Genomic DNA, 20,738 nt, shown 5'->3' on the forward strand with positions numbered 1-20,738 from the left:
TCCTGCAATAAAAAAACCGAAAGCTTTTTGTCACAATCAAGCTATGACAAAGCGCATGATAGGGCTATTTTGATGTATGATAACAATAAACAGGATGCGGCAGTAAAATATCTCGATTCGGTTTATCTTATCTCTAAAAAGCTGGATCTGAAACGCACGTACGGTTACTATTGGCTTAATTATAATTATTATTACCACTATAAAAATCAACCAAAACCGGCAATGCTTTATGCCGATAGTATGCTTAATCTTTTTGATACCCCCGATAAGAAACTTAAATACAGCAGCGAATACGGTCAGGCTCATTTTTACAAAGGCGATATTTTGTTTGACGAAAATGATTACAATGAAGCTTACCAATACTTTTATAGTGGAAAAGTAATTGGTAGCAATAGCCTTGATGGTTGCATATTGAGCGATTATAGTTATCGAATGGCTATGATCATGTATAAACAGGAAAATTTCAGGATTGCGGCGGCTAATTTTAAAAACAGTTCAAACGAAGCAAATGGGTGTGCTTTAAACTTTGTTTCGTTTTATCGCCGGCAGGAATTATTGAATAATACCGGTTTAAGTTACAGTAAGGTAAACATGACCGATAGCGCTCTTTATTTTTTTGATAAAACGTTGAAATATATCGACAAATTTCAAAGTCAATTTAAAAATAGGCCACAATTATTGGATGCCGCCCGTGGTGTGGTTTATGGCAACCAGGCAAATGAGTATATAAGCCTTAAAAACTACGATCTGGCCAAGGTGCTGCTTAAAAAGAGTATTAATATAAATTTGCGAAAAGGCAATGATAATCAGGATGCTCAATTTGCCGAATTGAAGCTCGCTCATTTATATGAGGAGCAAAATCAAAATGATTCACTAATAAATATTTTAAACGTGATTAACCGGCAGTTTGGTGTATTGCATTTAAACGATGACTGGGCCAAAGCTGAATGGAGTTATCTTATATCGGGGGTTTATGAAAAGAAAAAGATGCACGATACGGCTATGAAATACTTTATTCAGTATGATGCCTTAAAAGATTCCATTAACCAAAAAAACAAATTACTTAAGGAAGCCGATATAGCTGAACAGATTAAGCGTCTTGAAAAAGATAATGAGTTTGACAGACTTAAAAAAAATAACCAACAGCAAAATATATATCTTAATGTGACAGTAGTTTTTGCGGTGATGTTGTTGATGATCATCTCGCTGGTATTCTTAAACTGGCAAAAATCTAAAAAGAACATTGAAACATTAGGAGGATTGAACTATCAGATAAACGACCAAAACTATCATCTGGAAAATGCCCTTGATGAACTTAAACAAAACAGCCAGGAAAAAGACAGGATATTACGCACAGTAGCGCATGATTTGCGTAACCCCATTGGTGGTATAGCATCTTTAACTACAGTAATGATTGAGGATAACTATAACACAGAGCAAAAGGAAATGCTTAACCTCATCAAAGAAACATCCTTTAACTCGCTGGAACTGATCAATGAAATATTAGAGGCAACAAACACCTCCTCGGCCCGGTTGGTTAAGGAACAAGTAGAAATAAATGGACTACTTAGTAACAGTGTGGAATTACTACGCTTTAAAGCCGCCGAAAAAAATCAGGAAATAAAACTGGAGTTGCTCGATTTACCACTCGAACTGATGATAAACAGGGAAAAAATATGGAGGGTGGTAAGTAACCTTATAAGTAATGCTATAAAATTTAGTCAGGCCGGTGCAACAATTATAGTCAAGGCCAAAGAATTTAAGAAAGAAGTTCGGATTGAAGTTAAAGACCAGGGAATAGGCATCCCCGATAAATTAAAAGCCCAGGTTTTCAATATGTTTACTGATGCCAAACGCCCGGGAACCGAGGGTGAAAAATCATTTGGGTTGGGTTTATCAATTTGTCAGCAGATAGTTGAGAAACACAATGGCCATATCTGGTTTGAGAGCGATATCGAAAATGGCACTACATTTTACTTTTCGCTTCCAAAGTAAGTTCTTTTTGTTTCCCTGTTTTTTTTAAAAAATCAGCAAACCACTTTCCAGATGACTTTATAGTACGTTTTTGAGTTGTATGGTCAACATGAATTAAACCAAAACGCGGGTGGTACCCTTCGGCCCATTCAAAGTTATCGGTCAATGTCCAAACAAAGTAGCCATTAACATTACTACCCTCGTTCTTAGCCTTTAATACCTGGCCCAGGTAATCCTTTAAATATTGCACCCGTTTAGGATCATGCACTTCGTCATCAGTTACCTCATCAGGAAAAGCAGAACCATTTTCTGTAATAATGATATTTTTCACCTTGGGATAGGCATCAAACTTCTTTATCATATGGTAAATTGACGGCGGATGCACTTCCCAGCGCATGGCAGTTAATTCCACCTTACGATTTTCGGCCTTAACTATGCGGGCACTTATATATGGGGTGAAAAATGAATACTTAACTATTTCACGCGTATAATTCTGAACACCAATGAAATCAAAATCAAATTGCATGTTGTCTTCATCACCGGGCAAGATATACTTTTGCAGGTTTTTTAATATAGGCAGATCTCTAACCGGGTAACCCATGCCTAAAAGCGGTTCTATAAACAAGCGGTTTATTAAAGCATCAGTCCTTACAGCGGCCGCAATATCCCTTGGTTTATCAGTTAATGGTTCTATTAATGAACACGAGAAAGTATTACCAATTTGAGCATCTGGTAACAACCTGCGTAAAATTTTTCCACCTGCTGCAATGCTCAAAACTACGTGATGTATAGCTGGCAAAAAATTCTTCATTCCGGTGCGTCCCGGCGCATGTATACCAAAAAAATAGCCAGCACCTGTAAAAACCATCGGTTCGTTCATTACCATCCAGTTTTTCACCCGGTCGCCAAAGCTATTTGCACAAAGGGCCACAAACTCGCTAAACCAATTAACAACTTCACGGTTTGTCCATCCACCTTTTTGCTCAAGCGCATGTGGAATATCCCAATGATAAATGGTAAGCCAGGGCTCTACTCCCTTTTCAAGGCAATAATCTATAACCCGATTGTAATAATCAATACCAGCTTGATTTATTTGCCCGGTACCATCAGGTAGCAAACGGGCCCAGGATATCGAAAAACGAAAATTTGGAATATGAAGTTGCTGGATAAGGTCAATATCTTCTTCATACCGGTTATAAAAATCGCATGAAGTTTGAGCATGATCGGCATTTAAAATCTTACCTCTTTTTGTAGTAAAATTATCCCACACAGATTCACCCTTACCGTCTGTATCATGGGCACCCTCTATCTGAAAGGCAGCAGTTGACACCCCCCAAGCGAAATCGGGGCCAAAAAATTCTCTGTTAAGAGATATGTGCTGATGAGTGGATTTCATTAAATGGACAACAAGGGTCCAAAATTGCGATAATATTTACGAATACAGGATATAAAATGTAATATTAATGTATAAAAGATGATTTTACACTCCTTAACATCATCCATTCGCGTAAACCGCCAATTAGGTTTGAAAAAATGCTGAAGATTTTCATATTGCTGTTTTTTATTTAATTAAAGATATAATGATGATATGATTTAATTGTAAAAGCTATATTATCAAATCATTAAGTGAAATAAATTTTGAAAGGGTGACTGATTTTTACAAATCTGGATTATCAAATAATTGGTAGAATTCGTTTTAATTCATGAAATTAGTGTCTTCATGAAAAATCACTATATCAAAATGTTCAATTATGATCAGTTTGCTAATAAAGCGCTGCTGAAAGCAATAATTGACACACACGCGGCGCATCGGCCCCTGCAGCTGATGGCCCATCTGTTGTCTGCCCAACGCATCTGGATAGACAGGATTAATAATATCGAACCCTACCCGGTTAAATTATGGCCTATCGATTTTACAACGACGCATTGTGCACGGCTAATTAATGAATACCATGAAGAATGGATGGCGTTTTTAAACCAAATTAAGGAGCCTGATTTTGATAAATTAATTAGTTATCAGAACTCTTTGGGTGATAGTTACCAAACCTCCATTGGTGATATTTTAACACACGTAGTAAACCATGGTACCCATACAAGAGCACAGGCCGGGCAGCAACTAAAACTCGCGGGTGTTGAAACTTTACCTATTACTGATTATAGTTATTACTTAAGGCAATTAAATAATTAGCATTAACGTGTTTATTTGCAATATTTGCCTTTGTATTAAACAAGCTTAAAATATGAAAAAATATATTGGTGCTATTTTAACTGCTACAATTCTATTTGGTTGCGCCGATACCCACAAGCAGGAAAAATCGCTTTTGGATAGCGTTATTGCGGTGCATGATAAAGTGATGGCCAACGATGAACACCTAATGAAAAATAAAATGTTGCTTGATTCGTTGCTTAAGCATGAGGCGGTTGCTAATGTTAAATGGCCGGGTTCCGATTTATTGGCGTCCATTAATAATGCTGATAGCGCCATGAGCGATTGGATGCATAAGTTTGATGTTGAAAACAAGGGAAAATCGCACCAGGAAATAATTGATTACCTGGGTAACCAAAAAAAGAAGATCATAGCGATAGATTCTCAAATAAACATTGCGATAAGCGAATCCGATAAATACCTCAGTCAACATAAAAAATAATGTATAAAATGCTATTTGGCGTTATAATGATAGCGCTTTTGAATGCTTGCGGATCAAAACAAACTAAGTTACCTATTTTAGGTAATCGTGAAGCGGTTACAAAAACGGTAAATGGTAAAACGGTTACTGACACTGCATATGCAACCATACCCGATTTTAAGTTTGTTAACCAATATGCGGATACCATAACGGCTAAAAATCTTGATGGTAAAATATATGTCGCCGACTTTTTCTTTACCACCTGCCCATCTATTTGCCCGGTAATGCACCGCAATATGCTTAACGTATATAAGGAGTTTAAGGATGACGAAAACTTTAGGATTATATCACACACCATCGATCCTAAATATGATACCATACCGGTATTAAAACGTTATGCCGACAAAATGGGCATAACCGGAAATAGCTGGTGGTTGTTACATGGCAATAAAGGTGACACTTATAATATTGCCAAAAGCTACCTGCAATCTGTACAGGAAAAAAATCCCGCAGGCCAATTTATCCATGACGGTTTTTTTATACTGATAGATAAACAAAAACGGATCCGTGGTACTTATGAAGGTACCGACCCCAAAGAAGTAGATAAATTAATTGCTGATATTAAAATTCTAAAGGCCGAGCCTGATCAGGTTGTTACAAAATGAAATCAAAGCTGATAATAGGTATACTTTTTATTTTAACCGTTTTGATTGCCTCCTGTCAGACTGATGAACAGGTGGAATTTTATCGATATTACTCTGGCGGGAGCGCCATTTATCAAACTCATTGCCAAAACTGCCACGGTAAAAATGGCGAAGGCCTTCAGGCACTTATTCCGCCACTTAATGATTCTTCTTATCTTAAGAATAATAAAACATTGTTGGCCTGTTTTATTAAAAATGGCCTTAAAGGTAAAATCACCATAAACGGCCGCGAGTTTGAGGGTGAGATGCCTGTTGATAACATCAGCCCGATTGAAATTGCAAAAGTGCTTACTTATGTTACCAACTCGTTTGGTAATAAAATGGCAACCATTGACTTGCAAACAGTCCAGAACGATTTGGAAAAATGCCCTTGATCTGGATCGGGGTTCAGGTTGCCGGTTGCGGGAGAGAATAGTTAACCTAATAGCCCGATCTTTTCAGAACATACAAGCTCCCGCTTCGCACATTAAGACCCAAACAAAACAATAACAAAGAAAATACCTACCTTTACGTCTGCAAAACGTTCTATCGCTGCTAACTTGTTTAGCGGAGGAAAGTCCGGGCAACATAGAGCATCCTGCTTCCTAACGGGAAGGCGCCGGCAGCCGGCGACAGCAAAGTGCCACAGAAATAATACCGCCCCGATCTTGATTGGGGTAAGGGTGAAAACGTGAGGTAAGAGCTCACGGCATAACCGGGCGACCGGAGATGACGGTAAACCTCAGGAGTTGAAAAACCAAATAGGTCCTGAAAGCGGAGTTGCTCGCTCCCGTGTTCTCTGCCTACGGCGGAGGAACGTTAGGATGGGTAGGTTGTTTAAACCTGTCAGCAATGGCAGGGCCAGATTAATGATAGAAGTTGCCTTTCGGGGCAATACAGAACCCGGCTTACAGATTTGCTGCTGATTAATATAACCCTTTCCTGAAAACAGGAAGGGGTTATTTTTGTTAGTAGCAAAAGTGTTTATTTTTCTATACAAATCTTATATATTAGCACTAAGAACTTTACTACCTATTACATACATAAAACATGGCAAAAATTTTAATTATAGATGATGAACGGGCAATTCGCAGCACATTGCGCGAGATCCTGGAATATGAGGATTACGAAGTTGAAGACGTTGATAACGGTGTTGATGGTTTACAACTAATTGAAAAAAAGGATTTTGACCTTGTACTTTGCGATATCAAAATGAATCGCATGGATGGTATGGAGGTTTTAACAGAAGGTTTGGCAATCAAGCCCGATCTGCCTTTCATTATGATAAGCGGCCACGGCACTGTCGAAACAGCCGTTGAAGCCAGCAAAAAGGGAGCGTTTGATTTTATATCTAAACCACCAGATCTTAATCGCCTGCTGATCACTGTTCGCAACGCGCTTGACAGGGGAAGCCTGGTTGTTGAAGCCAAAGTATTAAAACGTAAAGTATCTAAGGTTCGCCCCATATTAGGTAACTCACAAGCTATCCTCAAAATAAAAGAAACAATTGATCGTGTGGCTCCTACTGATGCCCGCGTGCTTGTTACCGGTGCAAACGGGAGCGGTAAAGAACTGGTAGCACGTTGGTTGCATGAAAAATCAAATCGCTCAAATGCTCCTATAATAGAAGTTAACTGCGCGGCTATCCCGTCGGAGTTGATTGAAAGCGAGTTGTTTGGACATGAGAAAGGTTCATTTACTTCGGCAATAAAACAACGCATCGGTAAGTTCGAATCCGCAAACGGTGGCACCCTCTTCCTGGATGAAATTGGTGATATGAGCCAATCAGCGCAAGCCAAAGTATTACGTGCTTTACAGGAGAGCAAAATTACCCGCGTAGGTGGCGAAAAAGAGATTGATGTAGATGTACGCGTAGTAGCTGCAACAAATAAAGATCTCCTTAAAGAAATAGAAGCCGGTAATTTCCGTATGGACCTTTACCATCGGTTAAGTGTTATATTGATCCACGTACCGCCATTGGCTGATCGTAAGGATGATATAAGTTTGCTTACCCAAAGCTTTTTAGATGAGATTTGCAATGAATATGGCATGCCTGTTAAAAAGATCTCTGACGCCGCGCTGGAAGCCCTTAAAGCTTTACCATGGACAGGTAACATCCGCGAGTTAAGAAATATGGTTGAGCGTTTAATTATTTTGAGCGATAAAACCATAACTGATAATGATGTGCGGGCATTTGCAAACCCATCTTCACCAGCCACAGCCGTAGCAGCCGGCGCTCAGGCTCCACAAACAGATTTCGATCAGTTTAATAATTTTCAGGAGTACAAGGATTTTGCTGAACGGGAGTACATCAAATTCAAGTTGGAAAAAAACAACTGGAATGTTTCAAAAACCGCTGATGATATTGACATTCAACGTAGTCACCTTTATAGTAAAATAGAAAAGTTCGGTTTAAAAAGAGGAGAATAAATATTAGACAAATTCTTTTACGGGCGATCTGCAGCAATGCAGATCGCTTTTTTTGTTACAACAAAATGGTTAATATTGTGCAAACCATATCATAATTATGAAAATCATTTATTTAGTGTTAATCTGTGCATTTATCATATCATCATGCACCTCAAATGATACCAAACAAATTTTAAATGTCGATCAGCCACTGATTGGTACCTGGCACTTAGTATCAAGTAAAAGCATTACTAAAGGAGATACACTTGTAACTACCCCATCTAAAGAAGAGGAAATGGTAAAAATATTTAATGGTACCAATTTCGCGTTCTTCACTCATGATCTGCTGCATGGTAAAACCGCTAAACCAGTTTTCAGTTCAGGTAGTGGCACATATACCTTGTCTGGAAATAATTATCAGGAACATTTAGCCTATTGTGATGCCCGCGAATGGGAAAACAGGGATTTTAAGTTTACTGTACAATTTAAAAATGACACGTTGATACAACGCGGCATTGAAAAAATTGACAGCCTGAAAATTGACCACGAAATTATTGAGACCTACGTGAAAGTGAAATAATACATTATTTGTTGTTAATCATTTAACTAAAGCTGTAGGTTTGCTTTCGGCTTTAGTTTTACCGTGTATTGTCATTTACAAAATACGTCAATTGTACAATCGGCTTTGAATTTTGAAAGTATTCTCTCAATAAATACCTGTGAAACTTAACAAAGCTTGCCAACGTAAAACAACGCAACCCCATTAAGCCTGCTCTTCAACTAATGTCAGTTCAGGATCAATTCATCGTCCAATGATAATCATAGGTTTTTATAAGTCGTATATAACACCCAGTCTGATTTTAATTGACTCCCTGCTAAAATTGTTTATAATATCGTAAAGCTTATGAGCTTAAAATCAACCAAGAAGATGAATATGCTTTATCATTTTAAATTCCTTACCGCTGTAGTAATTACCGGTATGTTTTTTAATAACTGCCGGCCAGATAAAGTAAAATCCAATACAACCGGTAGTAATGATACTACAACGGTTAGTCATGCCGCGCTTGATAGTGCTGCGCTTGCCAATCCTACTCCTTTGAAAAATATGTTTGGCGTAAATGCCTATGAATGGAATTTTCTTCAAAACCCGGCAAGCCCAAACCTCAATAGTACTATTTACGAAGCCAACATGTCTGTAATTAAGTCATTTGGTGCGGTAAGGCATTATATGAACTGGAATAAACTGGAGAACACCAAAGGCGATTATACCTATAACCCTACCAACAATGGCAGTTGGGATTATGATCTTATTTACACCCGATGCAAACAAGAAGGCATTATGGTTTTGGCCGACATGAAAAACTGCCCCACGTGGCTTGTAAACACCTACCCAACAAATATGCAGGATAACGAAAATGTGCCTATCCCTTATGGGCGGGACAAAAGCGATCCTGTCTCTTATATTGATCAGGGGCGGACAGCTTTCCAGTTTGCCGCAAGGTATGGTTATAATGCAGCAGTTACTCCTCAATTGGTTAAGGTTAACGCTGTCCCCAGGTGGACTAATGACCCTCCAAATGTTGTGAAGATCGGTTTGGGTTTGATAAAATATATTGAATGTGGCAATGAGTGGGATAAATGGTGGAAAGGCCCGGCAACTCAGCAAACTCCTGAAGAATATGCGGCCAATCTTTCTGCTTTTTACGATGGCGATAAAGGCAGGCTGGGCAATAACGTAGGCGTAAAAACAGCCGACCCAGGCATGCAGGTTGTAATAGGTGGTCTGGCTACCTGTAGTGTTGATTTTGTAAAAAGGATTATAGAATGGTGTAAAACAAACCGAGGATATAATACAGGTGGGAGTATTAATTTATGCTTTGATGTAATCAACTATCACTTTTATAATAATGATGGTAATATTTTAACTCATACAAGTGCTAAAACAGGCATAGCTCCAGAGCTTTCAATGGCTGGTTCCATTGCCGGTTCTTTTGTTAAACTTGCTTATTCATTAAAAAGACCCCTTGAAGTTTGGGTAACCGAATCTGGTTACGACATTAACCAGGGTAGTTACCAAAAAGCCATAGCAATTGGCAATAAATCAGTTTTAGAAACGCAGGCCGACTGGATATTAAGATCCTCATTACTATACATCAGGCTTGGAATTAAAAGAGTATTTTACTATCAGCTATTTGATGATACCCCAAATGCAAATGCGCAATATGCTACTTCTGGCCTTGCAGAAGATGGAAAACGCAGGCCAGCTGCTGATTATATACTACAAGCCAATAAATTGATGGGCACGTATACCTACCGGTCGACCATTAACGCCGATCCGCTGGTGGATAAATATATTTCGGGCTCTAAACAAATGTACATATTAACCGTACCCGACCAAAAACAACGAACCGCAACCTATATACTTGATCTGGGTACACCCAAAGCTAATATCTACACATTAAAAGCAGGATCAAATGAAGCTGTACTAAGTACCGTTAATACAGTTGCGGGTAAGATAACTATTAAAGCAACCGAAACCCCTGTTTTTGTGGAAGGTGTAACACCGTAGAGGCATTAAACAAACATCGATAAGTTATAACGTACCTGGGTAATATAACTACCGCCAAAGAGGTTAATGTGTAGCAATAAGGGATACAGGTTCCAGAGATTGAGCCTTTGCTTCCACCCTGCCTGTAATTGAAAATTACTATGATATGCCTCATAAAAAGACGAATCAAAACCGCCGAACAGTGTAGTCATTGCGATATCAAACTCCCGGTTACTGTAGCTAACCGCCGGATCAATGAGGTAAGGAACCTCATTTGTATCAATTAAATAATTGCCACTCCAAAGATCGCCATGAACTAAAGCCGGCTGTTCCTCGGCAAAAAGGTCAGGAAGTTTTTGAAATAATTTTTCAAACATGAGGATATCATTACTGCTTAATGCGTGTTTTTCAAGAGCAATTTTTATCATGGGTTTAAGTCGCTCCTCAATAAAAAAACTATTCCAGGTAGAATGTAACTTATTGCTTTGAACTATCGATCCCATATAATTATCGACAGTAAAACCAAAAGACGCCGATGTGTGCTGATGCATTTGAGCCAGCTGTTCGCCCAATTTTTGTGATGCTTTACGTGTGCATTGGCCTGGTTCTATCCACTGCATCACTAAATAACTCTCATCTTCCGTTTCACCATGAAGTAATACATTAGGCACAGCAATGGTTTGGGTTGACTGAATGATGGCTAAACCTTCCTGCTCAAATTTAAACATGCCCGGATATTCACATAAACTGTTAACTTTTAAAAGAAAACTATTCGTTGATGATGTTTGCAGGCGATAAACTTTGTTGATATTTCCGCCGCTAACCGGTATAACTTTTGAGATAATAACATCAAGTTTAACTTCAATATCATGGATTATTTTTTTAGCGACAGACATTATATTTAAACGATTAATTTATAAACCCTATAGTTAATTTATTAGCGTTATACAATTATCGGTTTAAAAAGTTATTTTTGCGGTTCAATGGAGCATATTCGTAATTTTTGTATCATAGCACATATCGACCACGGCAAGAGTACACTTGCCGATAGGTTATTAGAATACACTAACACTATAACCCAACGCGAATCGCAGGCGCAATTGCTTGACGATATGGATCTGGAACGTGAGCGTGGTATCACCATAAAAAGTCATGCCATACAAATGGATTATGAACTTGACGGACAGAAATATATCCTCAACCTGATAGATACACCAGGACACGTAGATTTTTCTTACGAAGTTTCGCGCTCAATAGCAGCTTGTGAAGGCGCGTTGCTTATTGTTGATGCCGCACAAGGTATTCAGGCGCAAACTATATCCAACCTATACCTGGCATTGGAAAACGACCTGGAGATTATTCCTGTGTTAAACAAGATGGATTTGCCCGGCGCAATGCCCGAAGAAGTTAAAGACCAGATTGTTGAATTGATAGGTTGCAAACGCGAAGACATTCTGGCTGCATCCGGGAAAACCGGTATGGGCGTACATGAAATTCTGCGAGCCATTGTTGAACGGGTACCCGCCCCTGTTGGCGATCCCGAAGCTCCTTTACAGGCCCTTATCTTTGATTCGGTTTATAACTCGTTCCGTGGTATTGTTGCCTACTTTAAAGTGGTTAACGGCGAGATTCGTAAGAATGATAAGGTGAAATTCTTTGCTACCGAAAAGCAATATATTGCTGATGAGGTAGGTACATTAAAGTTAAAACAATCACCCCGCGATGTAATTAAAACGGGCGACGTAGGTTATATAATATCTGGTATTAAAGAAGCCAGAGAGGTTAAAGTAGGTGATACAATTACCCGCGTTGATCGCCCGTGCGAAAGCGGAATACAAGGTTTTGAAGAGGTAAAACCAATGGTATTTGCCGGTATTTACCCGGTTGACACTGATGAGTATGAAGAACTGCGCGAATCAATGGCCAAATTGCAACTCAATGATGCTTCGCTGGTTTTTGAACCCGAGTCATCAGCGGCATTAGGTTTTGGTTTCCGTTGCGGATTTTTGGGCATGCTTCATATGGAGATTATCCAGGAACGTCTTGAACGTGAGTTTAACATGACGGTTATTACTACCGTTCCCAACGTATCATACGTTGCCCATACTACAAAGGGCGAACCTATAATTGTAAACAACCCGTCGGATTTACCAGATCCAAGTAAAATTGATTTTGTTGAGGAGCCATATATTAAAGCAACCATCATTACCAAATCTGACTATGTTGGGCCAGTAATGTCACTTTGTATCCAAAAACGCGGTTCCATCATTAACCAGTCGTACCTGACCTCTGATCGTGTGGAACTGGTATTTGAATTGCCTATGGGCGAGATCGTATTTGATTTTTATGATAAGCTCAAAACCATTTCAAAAGGATACGCCTCATTTGATTATCACCAGATAGGTTATCGCCAATCAGATCTGGTACGCTTAGATATTCGTTTAAATGCCGAACCAGTTGATGCTTTATCATCATTGATATTTAGGGGAAATTCTTATGATTTTGGTAAAAAGATCTGTGAAAAACTGAAGGAGCTTATACCCCGCCAGCAATTTGAGATTATTATACAAGCTTCAATAGGCGCTAAAATTATCGCCCGCGAAACGGTGAAAGCTTTGCGTAAAGATGTTACCGCCAAATGTTATGGTGGTGATATTTCACGTAAGCGTAAACTATTGGAAAAACAGAAAAAAGGTAAAAAACGCATGCGCCAGGTTGGTAACGTAGAGATACCACAATCGGCATTCATGGCGGTTTTGAAATTAGATTAAAGATCATGAAAATCAAATTACGAAATATAGGAACGATCGAAAAAGCTGAAATCGATTTGGATAAAGACCTAATTGTTTTTTGTGGGCCTAATAATACAGGTAAGACCTATGTTGCATACACCCTTTATGGTCTATACAAATATAGTTTTGGTGCATTTGAAAGAGATGAAATTATTTACAATTCAATTAAATCAAGTGCCAATATAGACGAAATTAAATTTGAACTTGACTTAGAACTAGTAAAACGTCTTTTAAAAGAAAAATCAATACAAATTACTAACAACCTTCCCAATATTTTTGCTTCAGAGAAGAGCTTTTTTAACACATCTAAGATTTCTATAGTTATAAGCGATAAAGAAATTTTAAATTATATTAATGACCTCGTTATCGACTATAAATACCGTATCGGCAATAATTATTATAGTTTAAAAAAGGAAAAGAGTAGCAGTGTAATTAGTTTGTTAAATACAAAAGAACTGGTAAATGAAAATTTAAAAGAAAGTCCCGATGATTTTGTATTTGATATTATTAGTCGTGTAATAACTTTCTATATATTTTCTTCGATTTTCGACAAACCATATATTACTCCAACCGAAAGAACTGCAATAAATATTTTCAGCAAAGAGTTATCCGCTAATAGGAATGAAATAGTTGATAAACTTTTAGACTTTAAAGGCAAAAATCTAAAAGACAGTCCATTGAAAGATGCTCAACGTTATTCAATGCCGATTAGAGATAGCCTAGAAATAGCAGAAGATTTATCTAATAAACAAAAAAATGTCAGTGAATTTGCATTTTTGGCAGAATACATCGAAAATGAAATTCTTAAAGGCAAAATCAATATTTCTTCTTCGGGGGAACTTCAATATAATTTTGACAATCAGGAAACATCTAGTTTAAATATTAACTTATCAAGTTCCATTGTAAAGTCATTATCTAATTTAGTATTTTATTTTAGGCATATAGCTGAGCGAGGAAATTTTATAATTATCGATGAGCCGGAATTGAATTTACACCCGGATAATCAAGTTATTATGGCGAGACTGATTGCGAGAATTGTTAATAATGGATTTAAAGTCTTGATTAGTACTCATAGCGACTATATAATAAAAGAATTAAACAATTTAATCAGATTACATTCCGCAGGCGATAGAGCATCTTCGTTATTAAAAGAATATTCTTATGAACAAGGAGATCTTTTAGATAAAAATAAAGTTGAAGTTTATTTATTTAAAGATAAAAAAGCAGTCAACTTGGATGTCGATGAATTTGGTTTTGAAGTTTCCACTATTCAAAAATCTAATAGTAGCTTGGCTGAAATTTCAGAAAATATATACTTTGAACTATTTGACAAACAGGGTTAATGGGTATGTTAGATAAAATTAAAGGTATACTTTATAATGGATACTTTATAAATGAAACAGCTAGCATTTTTATACTAAAAGAAACCGGTAAGGAGGCCTCGTGTAAAGAGGCTCATGTGGTTGCTAAAAATAAATATTTAGTATACAAATTCGATCAACTCATAGTCCGAGAAGATATTTCGATAAAGCTATTATTTCCATTTTTTAACATAGGTAATTCGCAGGCGATGTGTGATTATGTTTTATTCTATGAAAATTCAGCCGGAGATATTTTTGCGGTAATTTGTAATATGAAATCGAAAAATATTGGAAATAATCTGGATCAGATAAATGCTGGAATAAACTTTAGTCAGTTTATTTTTGAAACCGCAAAAAGGTTATATCCAAATATCTTTGCAGGCGTAAAATTAAACTTCGTTAAAATTTTATTTTCAGCAAGGGAGTTATATTCCAAATCCAACGGGAATAACGTAATAAATTTGATTTCTAATGATCAAATTACTGAACGACTTATTTTGGAAAATAAGTGTAGAGTAAAATAAATCTTATAACTCAAAAGACATATGCAGCTTTTAGACGGAAAATACGTATCAGAAAAACTTAAGGTTGAAATAGCTGAAGCCGCAGCTAAAATATTGGAAGAAACCGGCAGGCAGCCTCATTTGGTGGCGGTTTTGGTTGGTCATGATGGCGGTAGTGAAACGTATGTGGCCAGCAAGATCAAAAATTGCGAAAAAGTGGGTTTTAAATCAACCCTTGTACGCTTTGAGAATACGGTTACCGAAGAGGAGCTGCTTAAAAAAGTAGAAGAATTGAATGCAGATGCCGACATAGACGGTATTATTGTACAACTGCCCTTGCCTAAACATATCGATCCGGAGAAAGTAACTGAGCGTATTGACCATCGTAAAGATGTGGATGGTTTTCACCCCGTAAATTTGGGGCGTATGCAACGCAATCTTCCATCATTTATCCCCGCTACTCCTTATGGAATTACGCTGATGTTGAAAGAATACGGCATTGATACCGTTGGTAAGCATTGCGTGGTAGTTGGCCGTAGTAATATTGTTGGCTCACCTATGAGCATCTTAATGGCCCGTAATACTACCCCTGGCAACTGTACGGTTACCATTTGCCACAGCCGTACACCTGATATTAAAAAATTCACACTTGATGCTGATATCCTGATCGTTGCTATCGGTAAAAAGAATTTTATTACTGCGGATATGGTAAAAGATGGTGTAGTGGTAATTGATGTAGGGATGAACCGCGAAACATCAACCCTAACAAAATCAGGTTTTAAGCTTTACGGCGATGTCGACTTTGAAAATGTAGCCCCAAAAGCTTCATGGATAACCCCTGTACCGGGTGGCGTTGGCTTAATGACCATTATTGGGTTGTTAAAGAATACTTTGGCTTCGGCAAATAAAGAGGTATATAGTTAATAAATAGTCCTTACGAGCAGTAAAATGCTGGAGATAATGAACGGGAAATGATCTTTTAAAAGATTTGTCATCCTGAACGCAGTGAAGGATCTATCCGCAGACTTTACAGGGCTAAGAAATCCTTCACTGCGTTCCAGGATGACAGATTTTTATGCAAAACGGTCATGAGTAGGTGCGGAACAGCCCACTCATCTTATTTAAATGCTTGCTTTATCTTATTCCAAACCGAGCTTACACCCACATAAATATCATCATCCCTGATATCAACCTCATAAGTCTCTACAAAATCATTTTGCCCTTCCCCTCCCTTACCGGTAGCCAGATTATAGGTATAACGATGATAAGGACAAACAATTTTCCCTTTAACACATAACCCTTCGCTCAGATCAAAGCCAGCATGCGGACAAGTAGCCGCTATTGCATATATTTCACCCTCAAAACCAACAAGGCAAATGCTTTTTCTGCCGGCCTTTACTTTTTTTATAAATGGTTTGTCTGTATTTTTTATGTTGGGGATTTTATGCCAATTCATTTATTAAAAATCAATCTTCAAATTCATAACCGATGGGTTTTTAATTACCTCATCCATATTTGTAACCAGTGTGACGCTTCGCCTATCGGCGGAGAGTACTGCTTTGGAGTTATTAAGCTTTTTTATCGGCTTCGCAAATTTGAGTATTACTTTATAGGGCATATCTATGAGCATAGCTTTGGCCATCATAAAGGTTGATTGCGTCTTCTTTAAAAAGGCGTTGAATTTGGCTTTATCAACTATGCGGTAAAATTTATGCGGGGTGATATCGTACGAGTAATAATCCTGGCCAGCTACCATTTGCTTGGCATCAAGTGCTTTATTTGTTTTAGGATTGTTTGAAAAAGCACTTATCTGGCTATTAAGCGCAATCTTCGATACATTTTGGAGATAATATTTAAGGTCGGCAGCGTTTTTAGCGGTATGATTAATTGCCACTTTCATGATGCTCTTTTTCAGGTTCATATTCACCGTCAGATCGCTGCTTTTGGCAAGTTCTATCTCTGCGACGCTCATTCTTTGTTGCGTGCTATCGGGCATAGCACTGTAAAAATTTAGCGTTGTATCCTTAACCAAACTAAACTGAGGCGTTTCCCTTACCGAATCGGACACAAGATTTACTAATACCGAAACGGCTTTGCTCATATCAAACCCGTACGCCACAACACAACTGCCATCGCTTTTAAAGTTATAATGCTCCTCAATATCAACACAGGAGCTTAAACATAACATAGCCAAAAAAATAATAGGGAAGTAAAGTTTTTTCATGGCGCTAAAGGTTTTTTAATTAGTTAAGGTTTCATCAGGCTAATTTACAATTCAAAAGCTATTATTCGCACACTTACAAGTACTTAAAATAAATTATTACCAAAAAGGATATAAAAAACAACAATGTGTTTAAACGTTTTACGTTGTGTTTACCATTCAGCTTCATGCTTTCGGCTTATTTAGGTACTTTTGCAAAATATTATGGCACACCAAATTCCAGACGATGGCACTTTACTTCCTTTAATGGAAGAATTTTACACTATACAGGGCGAAGGGTATAACACGGGTAAAGCTGCATATTTCATACGCCTTGGCGGATGTGATGTGGGTTGCCACTGGTGCGATGTAAAAGAAAGCTGGGATGCTGAACTGCATCCACTTACAGCGTCAGATCTGATAGTGGCCAACGCCGCTAAACATCCTTCAAAAGCGGTTGTAGTTACCGGTGGCGAACCGCTGATATATAATCTTGACTATTTAACCAGTCGTTTGCATGATCATGGTATAAAAACATTTATTGAAACCTCTGGTGCCTATCCCCTATCTGGTGATTGGGATTGGATCTGTCTCTCTCCAAAAAAATTCAAGGCTCCGGTGCCTCACGTTGCCGAAAATGCCCACGAATTAAAGGTAATCGTATTCAATAAATCAGATTTTGAATGGGCAGAATACCATGCCAAAATGGTTTCACCTGATTGTAAGTTGTATCTGCAACCCGAATGGTCAAAGTCGAAAGAGATGATCCCATTGATAGTTGATTATGTAATGAACAATCCGCAATGGGAAATATCGCTGCAAACGCATAAGTATTTGAATATACCGTAATATTTGTAACTTCCCGTTATAAAACTACCGTATCAAAACTGATGAGAATTATAATCGTCTCTGTCCTGTTATTTTTCCTCTCTGTTACTGTTTGGTCTCAGCAGCGCCAGTACTCTACTAAAAACAGTGATGCTATAAAGTATTTTGCGGTAGCCAATCAAAATCTGGATGATCACTCCTACGATGAAGCGATTGAAAATCTAAAAAAAGCTATTGGGGAAGATTCCAGGTTCATTGAAGCTCATGCTCAATTAGGGGATGTTCTGCGCATGAGGCACTTGTATAAACAAGCTATAGAACGGTATCTTAAGGTTATAGAGCTAAACCCTGATTTTAACAGGTCTGTTTACCTCAAAATAGGTGAAACAGAAATTTACGAAGCTAAATATCCCCAGGCGCAGCAGCACATTGAAAAATATCTTACCTATCCAGATCTTACGCCACAAAATATCGTATTCGCACAAAAATTATTAGCGGATGCAAAGTTCAGCATACAAGCCATACAACACCCTGTTCCTTTTAAACCAGTTAATATGGGGCCTAATATTAACACTGCCAATGATGAATATTTACCGGTTGCTACAGCCGATGAAAGCATGCTGATATTTACCCGCAAGATTAACAACAACGAAGATTTTTATAAAAGCTTAAAAGTTAATAGCAAGTGGGATACCGCTACTTACCTTAGCGATCAAATTAACACGCCACAATACAACGAGGGAGCACAATCCATATCGCAGGATGGCAAATTTTTATTCTTCACTGGCTGTAACCGCCCAGATGGTCGTGGTCGCTGTGATATTTATATCGCTCAAAAAAAAGGTGACGACTGGGGCAAACCTTTCGATTTAAGTGCTCCGATAAATACTTCGGGATGGGAATCACAACCATCAATAAGTGCCGATGGGCGTACACTTTATTTTGTGAGTAATAAAAAAGGAGGATATGGAGGTTATGATATTTGGAAATCAAACCTTACCGACAAAGGTTGGGGCGAACCCGAAAATTTGGGGCCAAATATAAACACAGCTTATAATGAGCAATCGCCATTTATTCATCCGGATGATAGTACACTCTATTTTGGCTCAAATGGCTGGCCCGGATTAGGCAATAAGGATCTTTTTGTGAGTCGTTTGGGTAAAGATGGCAAATGGCAAAAGCCAGAAAACCTGGGCTATCCCATTAACACCAATGGAGATGAGAATGGGCTTACCCTTACAGCCTACGGTAATTACGCCTTTTTTGCATCAGACAACCTGAATGGCTATGGTGGGTATGACATTTACACGTTTGAGTTGCCGGCAAACTTAAGGCCACATATTGTGACCTATGTAAAAGGAAATGTATATGATGCCAAAACCAAAGAACCGCTGGAGGCAGCTGTTGAAATTATTGATTTGCAAAGTAACCTTCCTGTTTACCAGGACTACAGCAATAAAGATGAAGGTGATTTCCTGGCAACCATCACTTCGGGCAAAAATTATGGCTTAAATATATCTAAGAGCGGCTACCTGTTTTACTCCGAAAACTTTTCGCTTATAGGATATAAAGAGCAAAAACCTTTTCATATCAAGGCTTTATTATCGCCAATTGAGGTTGGAAACAAAGTAATACTAAAGAACATCTTTTTTGACACCAATAAATTCGACATCAGAGACGAATCAAAAGCCGAATTATCTAAATTGATTGAGTTCTTAAATGTAAATCCAACCGTTCACATCGAAATATCGGGCCATACAGACAATGCAGGTGCCGATCAGTTTAATCAAACCTTGTCAGAGAACAGAGCCCGGTCGGTATATGAATACCTGGTAACTAACGGTATTGCCGCTGCCAGGTTGGTTTATAAAGGCTATGGCAAAACGCAACCTATAGCTCCAAATACTACCGACGAAGAAAAAGCGAAAAACAGGCGAACTGAGTTTATGATAATTGTGAAATAGAAAACTTTATTCTATAACAACATACTTTGTGATGTGACTTTTTTTGCATTTCGATATCATACTGACTGATTAAGTGTTTACCTTAGTTATACCAATTATAACCCTAAACATGAAAATCATTTTATTATCTCTTACGTGCATTGCCTTGTTTTGCTGCGCCTTTATATTCAAAACTACCAACACCGGCAAACCATGGCAAAACAAAATGCAGGAATTACCCGGAAGATTGGAGTGCGAATTTTATAATACCGGTGGCGAGGGTATTGCATATCATGATACCGATAGTACCAACAATGGTAGCGGCAAACTCAATCCGGCAAACGGAGCATTTTTAAACGAGTTCAGGATGAAGGAAGGGGTTGATATTTCATATACTAAAGCCCATGACCATATTGATGACAATCCATACAATAAAGTGAGTCGCGACATGAATAAATTTTATGTTGGATGGACGCAACCCGGTGAATGGATAAATTATACAGTTAAAGTAAATAAATCAGGAACTTACCCTATTGGTGTTTTATATACTGCTAACGGTGATGGTGCTATATCTGTTGATGTAGATGGTAAAGACGCCACAGGGCCAATGAAAATCACATCAACTCACAATGACCAGGATACCATTGCCTGGCGCCAGTGGCACCATTGGAACGCTTCTGAATCAATTGGCACTATAAACCTTAAAAAAGGCACACACCTATTAACACTGCATATAGTTTCAAACGGTAATATGAACCTGGATTACCTGGATTTTGGAAAAGTTGTAAAGTAGGATCTTGATCAGAAAGGCCGGATAAAACAATACCCAACTTACTTTTCTGTAAGCTGGGTATTGTTTGGTATTTCGTA

The 20,738-nt window shown here is 38.1% G+C and carries 19 protein-coding genes and 1 other RNA gene; 16 read left to right on the forward strand and 4 right to left on the reverse strand.

Annotated features, from left to right (window positions below; genetic code table 11):
- Nucleotides 1-27 precede the first annotated feature (27 nt).
- Nucleotides 28-1,995 (forward strand): ATP-binding protein, encoded by a 1,968-nt coding sequence (locus tag AC1D0K_RS01840; RefSeq protein ID WP_477442699.1) that lies wholly within the window; start codon nucleotides 28-30, stop codon nucleotides 1,993-1,995.
- On the opposite strand, the gene AC1D0K_RS01845 is transcribed toward AC1D0K_RS01840, so the two are convergent.
- Complete coding sequence (locus AC1D0K_RS01845; protein ID WP_477391865.1) at nucleotides 1,967-3,370, reverse strand: GH1 family beta-glucosidase; 1,404 nt, start codon at nucleotides 3,368-3,370, stop codon at nucleotides 1,967-1,969. The two genes, AC1D0K_RS01840 and AC1D0K_RS01845, sit on opposite strands and share 29 nt — an antisense overlap.
- Nucleotides 3,371-3,694: 324 nt before the next feature.
- Between AC1D0K_RS01845 and AC1D0K_RS01850 the strand changes: the two genes are divergently transcribed.
- The 8 genes from AC1D0K_RS01850 to AC1D0K_RS01885 all read left to right on the forward strand — a co-directional run bounded on the left by AC1D0K_RS01850 (nucleotide 3,695) and on the right by AC1D0K_RS01885 (nucleotide 10,262).
- The gene (locus AC1D0K_RS01850; RefSeq protein ID WP_477391866.1) at nucleotides 3,695-4,162 is read left to right on the forward strand and encodes a DinB family protein; all 468 of its coding nucleotides are present in this window, start codon (nucleotides 3,695-3,697) and stop codon (nucleotides 4,160-4,162) included.
- Nucleotides 4,163-4,214: 52 nt separating this feature from the next.
- On the forward strand, nucleotides 4,215-4,622 hold the full coding sequence (locus AC1D0K_RS01855) for a hypothetical protein (RefSeq protein WP_477391867.1): 408 nt from the start codon (nucleotides 4,215-4,217) through the stop codon (nucleotides 4,620-4,622).
- Nucleotides 4,622-5,266, forward strand: a complete 645-nt coding sequence (locus AC1D0K_RS01860; protein WP_477391868.1) for an SCO family protein — start codon at nucleotides 4,622-4,624, stop codon at nucleotides 5,264-5,266. Before AC1D0K_RS01855 ends, AC1D0K_RS01860 begins: the two co-directional genes overlap by 1 nt.
- On the forward strand, nucleotides 5,263-5,679 hold the full coding sequence (locus AC1D0K_RS01865; protein ID WP_477391869.1) for a c-type cytochrome: 417 nt from the start codon (nucleotides 5,263-5,265) through the stop codon (nucleotides 5,677-5,679). Before AC1D0K_RS01860 ends, AC1D0K_RS01865 begins: the two co-directional genes overlap by 4 nt.
- A 138-nt stretch (nucleotides 5,680-5,817) precedes the next feature.
- Nucleotides 5,818-6,211, forward strand: an RNA gene (gene rnpB / locus AC1D0K_RS01870) — RNase P RNA component class A.
- A gap of 123 nt (nucleotides 6,212-6,334) precedes the next feature.
- On the forward strand, nucleotides 6,335-7,714 hold the full coding sequence (locus AC1D0K_RS01875) for a sigma-54-dependent transcriptional regulator (RefSeq protein WP_477442701.1): 1,380 nt from the start codon (nucleotides 6,335-6,337) through the stop codon (nucleotides 7,712-7,714).
- Between the two features lie 97 nt (nucleotides 7,715-7,811).
- Nucleotides 7,812-8,273 (forward strand): lipocalin family protein, encoded by a 462-nt coding sequence (locus AC1D0K_RS01880; protein WP_477399236.1) that lies wholly within the window; start codon nucleotides 7,812-7,814, stop codon nucleotides 8,271-8,273.
- 324 nt (nucleotides 8,274-8,597) lie between these two features.
- Nucleotides 8,598-10,262 carry a hypothetical protein gene (locus tag AC1D0K_RS01885; protein ID WP_477399238.1) on the forward strand — a complete coding sequence of 555 codons (1,665 nt, stop codon included), beginning with the start codon at nucleotides 8,598-8,600 and terminating at the stop codon, nucleotides 10,260-10,262.
- 5 nt (nucleotides 10,263-10,267) lie between these two features.
- Here AC1D0K_RS01885 and AC1D0K_RS01890 read toward each other — a convergent pair whose 3' ends face one another.
- Nucleotides 10,268-11,137: a fructosamine kinase family protein gene (locus AC1D0K_RS01890; RefSeq protein ID WP_477399240.1), complete on the reverse strand. Its 870-nt coding sequence runs from the start codon at nucleotides 11,135-11,137 to the stop codon at nucleotides 10,268-10,270.
- A gap of 87 nt (nucleotides 11,138-11,224) precedes the next feature.
- On the opposite strand from AC1D0K_RS01890, the gene lepA reads away from it, so the two are divergent.
- Genes lepA through AC1D0K_RS01910 form a run of 4 tightly spaced genes read left to right on the forward strand, consistent with a single transcriptional unit; the run spans nucleotide 11,225 to nucleotide 15,821 of the window.
- Nucleotides 11,225-13,012, forward strand: coding sequence for a translation elongation factor 4 (lepA, locus tag AC1D0K_RS01895; RefSeq protein ID WP_477399242.1), 1,788 nt, complete (start codon nucleotides 11,225-11,227; stop codon nucleotides 13,010-13,012).
- Between the two features lie 5 nt (nucleotides 13,013-13,017).
- On the forward strand, nucleotides 13,018-14,376 hold the full coding sequence (locus tag AC1D0K_RS01900; RefSeq protein ID WP_477442705.1) for an AAA family ATPase: 1,359 nt from the start codon (nucleotides 13,018-13,020) through the stop codon (nucleotides 14,374-14,376).
- Nucleotides 14,377-14,381: 5 nt separating this feature from the next.
- On the forward strand, nucleotides 14,382-14,918 hold the full coding sequence (locus tag AC1D0K_RS01905; RefSeq protein ID WP_477442707.1) for a hypothetical protein: 537 nt from the start codon (nucleotides 14,382-14,384) through the stop codon (nucleotides 14,916-14,918).
- A 21-nt stretch (nucleotides 14,919-14,939) separates the two neighbouring features.
- Entirely contained in the window at nucleotides 14,940-15,821 is an 882-nt protein-coding gene (locus tag AC1D0K_RS01910; protein ID WP_477399436.1) for a bifunctional 5,10-methylenetetrahydrofolate dehydrogenase/5,10-methenyltetrahydrofolate cyclohydrolase, read from the forward strand.
- A gap of 193 nt (nucleotides 15,822-16,014) precedes the next feature.
- Here AC1D0K_RS01910 and AC1D0K_RS01915 read toward each other — a convergent pair whose 3' ends face one another.
- The gene (locus AC1D0K_RS01915; protein ID WP_477399438.1) at nucleotides 16,015-16,353 is read right to left on the reverse strand and encodes a Rieske (2Fe-2S) protein; all 339 of its coding nucleotides are present in this window, start codon (nucleotides 16,351-16,353) and stop codon (nucleotides 16,015-16,017) included.
- Nucleotides 16,354-16,356: 3 nt separating this feature from the next.
- Nucleotides 16,357-17,121: a hypothetical protein gene (locus AC1D0K_RS01920; RefSeq protein WP_477442709.1), complete on the reverse strand. Its 765-nt coding sequence runs from the start codon at nucleotides 17,119-17,121 to the stop codon at nucleotides 16,357-16,359.
- 201 nt (nucleotides 17,122-17,322) lie between these two features.
- Here AC1D0K_RS01920 and AC1D0K_RS01925 point away from each other — a divergent pair, with 201 nt between their 5' ends.
- The 3 genes from AC1D0K_RS01925 (at nucleotide 17,323) to AC1D0K_RS01935 (ending at nucleotide 20,661) form a co-directional block, all read left to right on the forward strand.
- Nucleotides 17,323-17,946: a 7-carboxy-7-deazaguanine synthase QueE gene (locus AC1D0K_RS01925; protein ID WP_477399442.1), complete on the forward strand. Its 624-nt coding sequence runs from the start codon at nucleotides 17,323-17,325 to the stop codon at nucleotides 17,944-17,946.
- A gap of 41 nt (nucleotides 17,947-17,987) precedes the next feature.
- Nucleotides 17,988-19,889 (forward strand): OmpA family protein, encoded by a 1,902-nt coding sequence (locus AC1D0K_RS01930; protein ID WP_477399445.1) that lies wholly within the window; start codon nucleotides 17,988-17,990, stop codon nucleotides 19,887-19,889.
- Between the two features lie 109 nt (nucleotides 19,890-19,998).
- Complete coding sequence (locus AC1D0K_RS01935) at nucleotides 19,999-20,661, forward strand: carbohydrate-binding protein (RefSeq protein WP_477399447.1); 663 nt, start codon at nucleotides 19,999-20,001, stop codon at nucleotides 20,659-20,661.
- Nucleotides 20,662-20,738 lie beyond the last annotated feature (77 nt).

Source organism: Mucilaginibacter sp. P1_A3 (genome assembly GCF_056406855.1).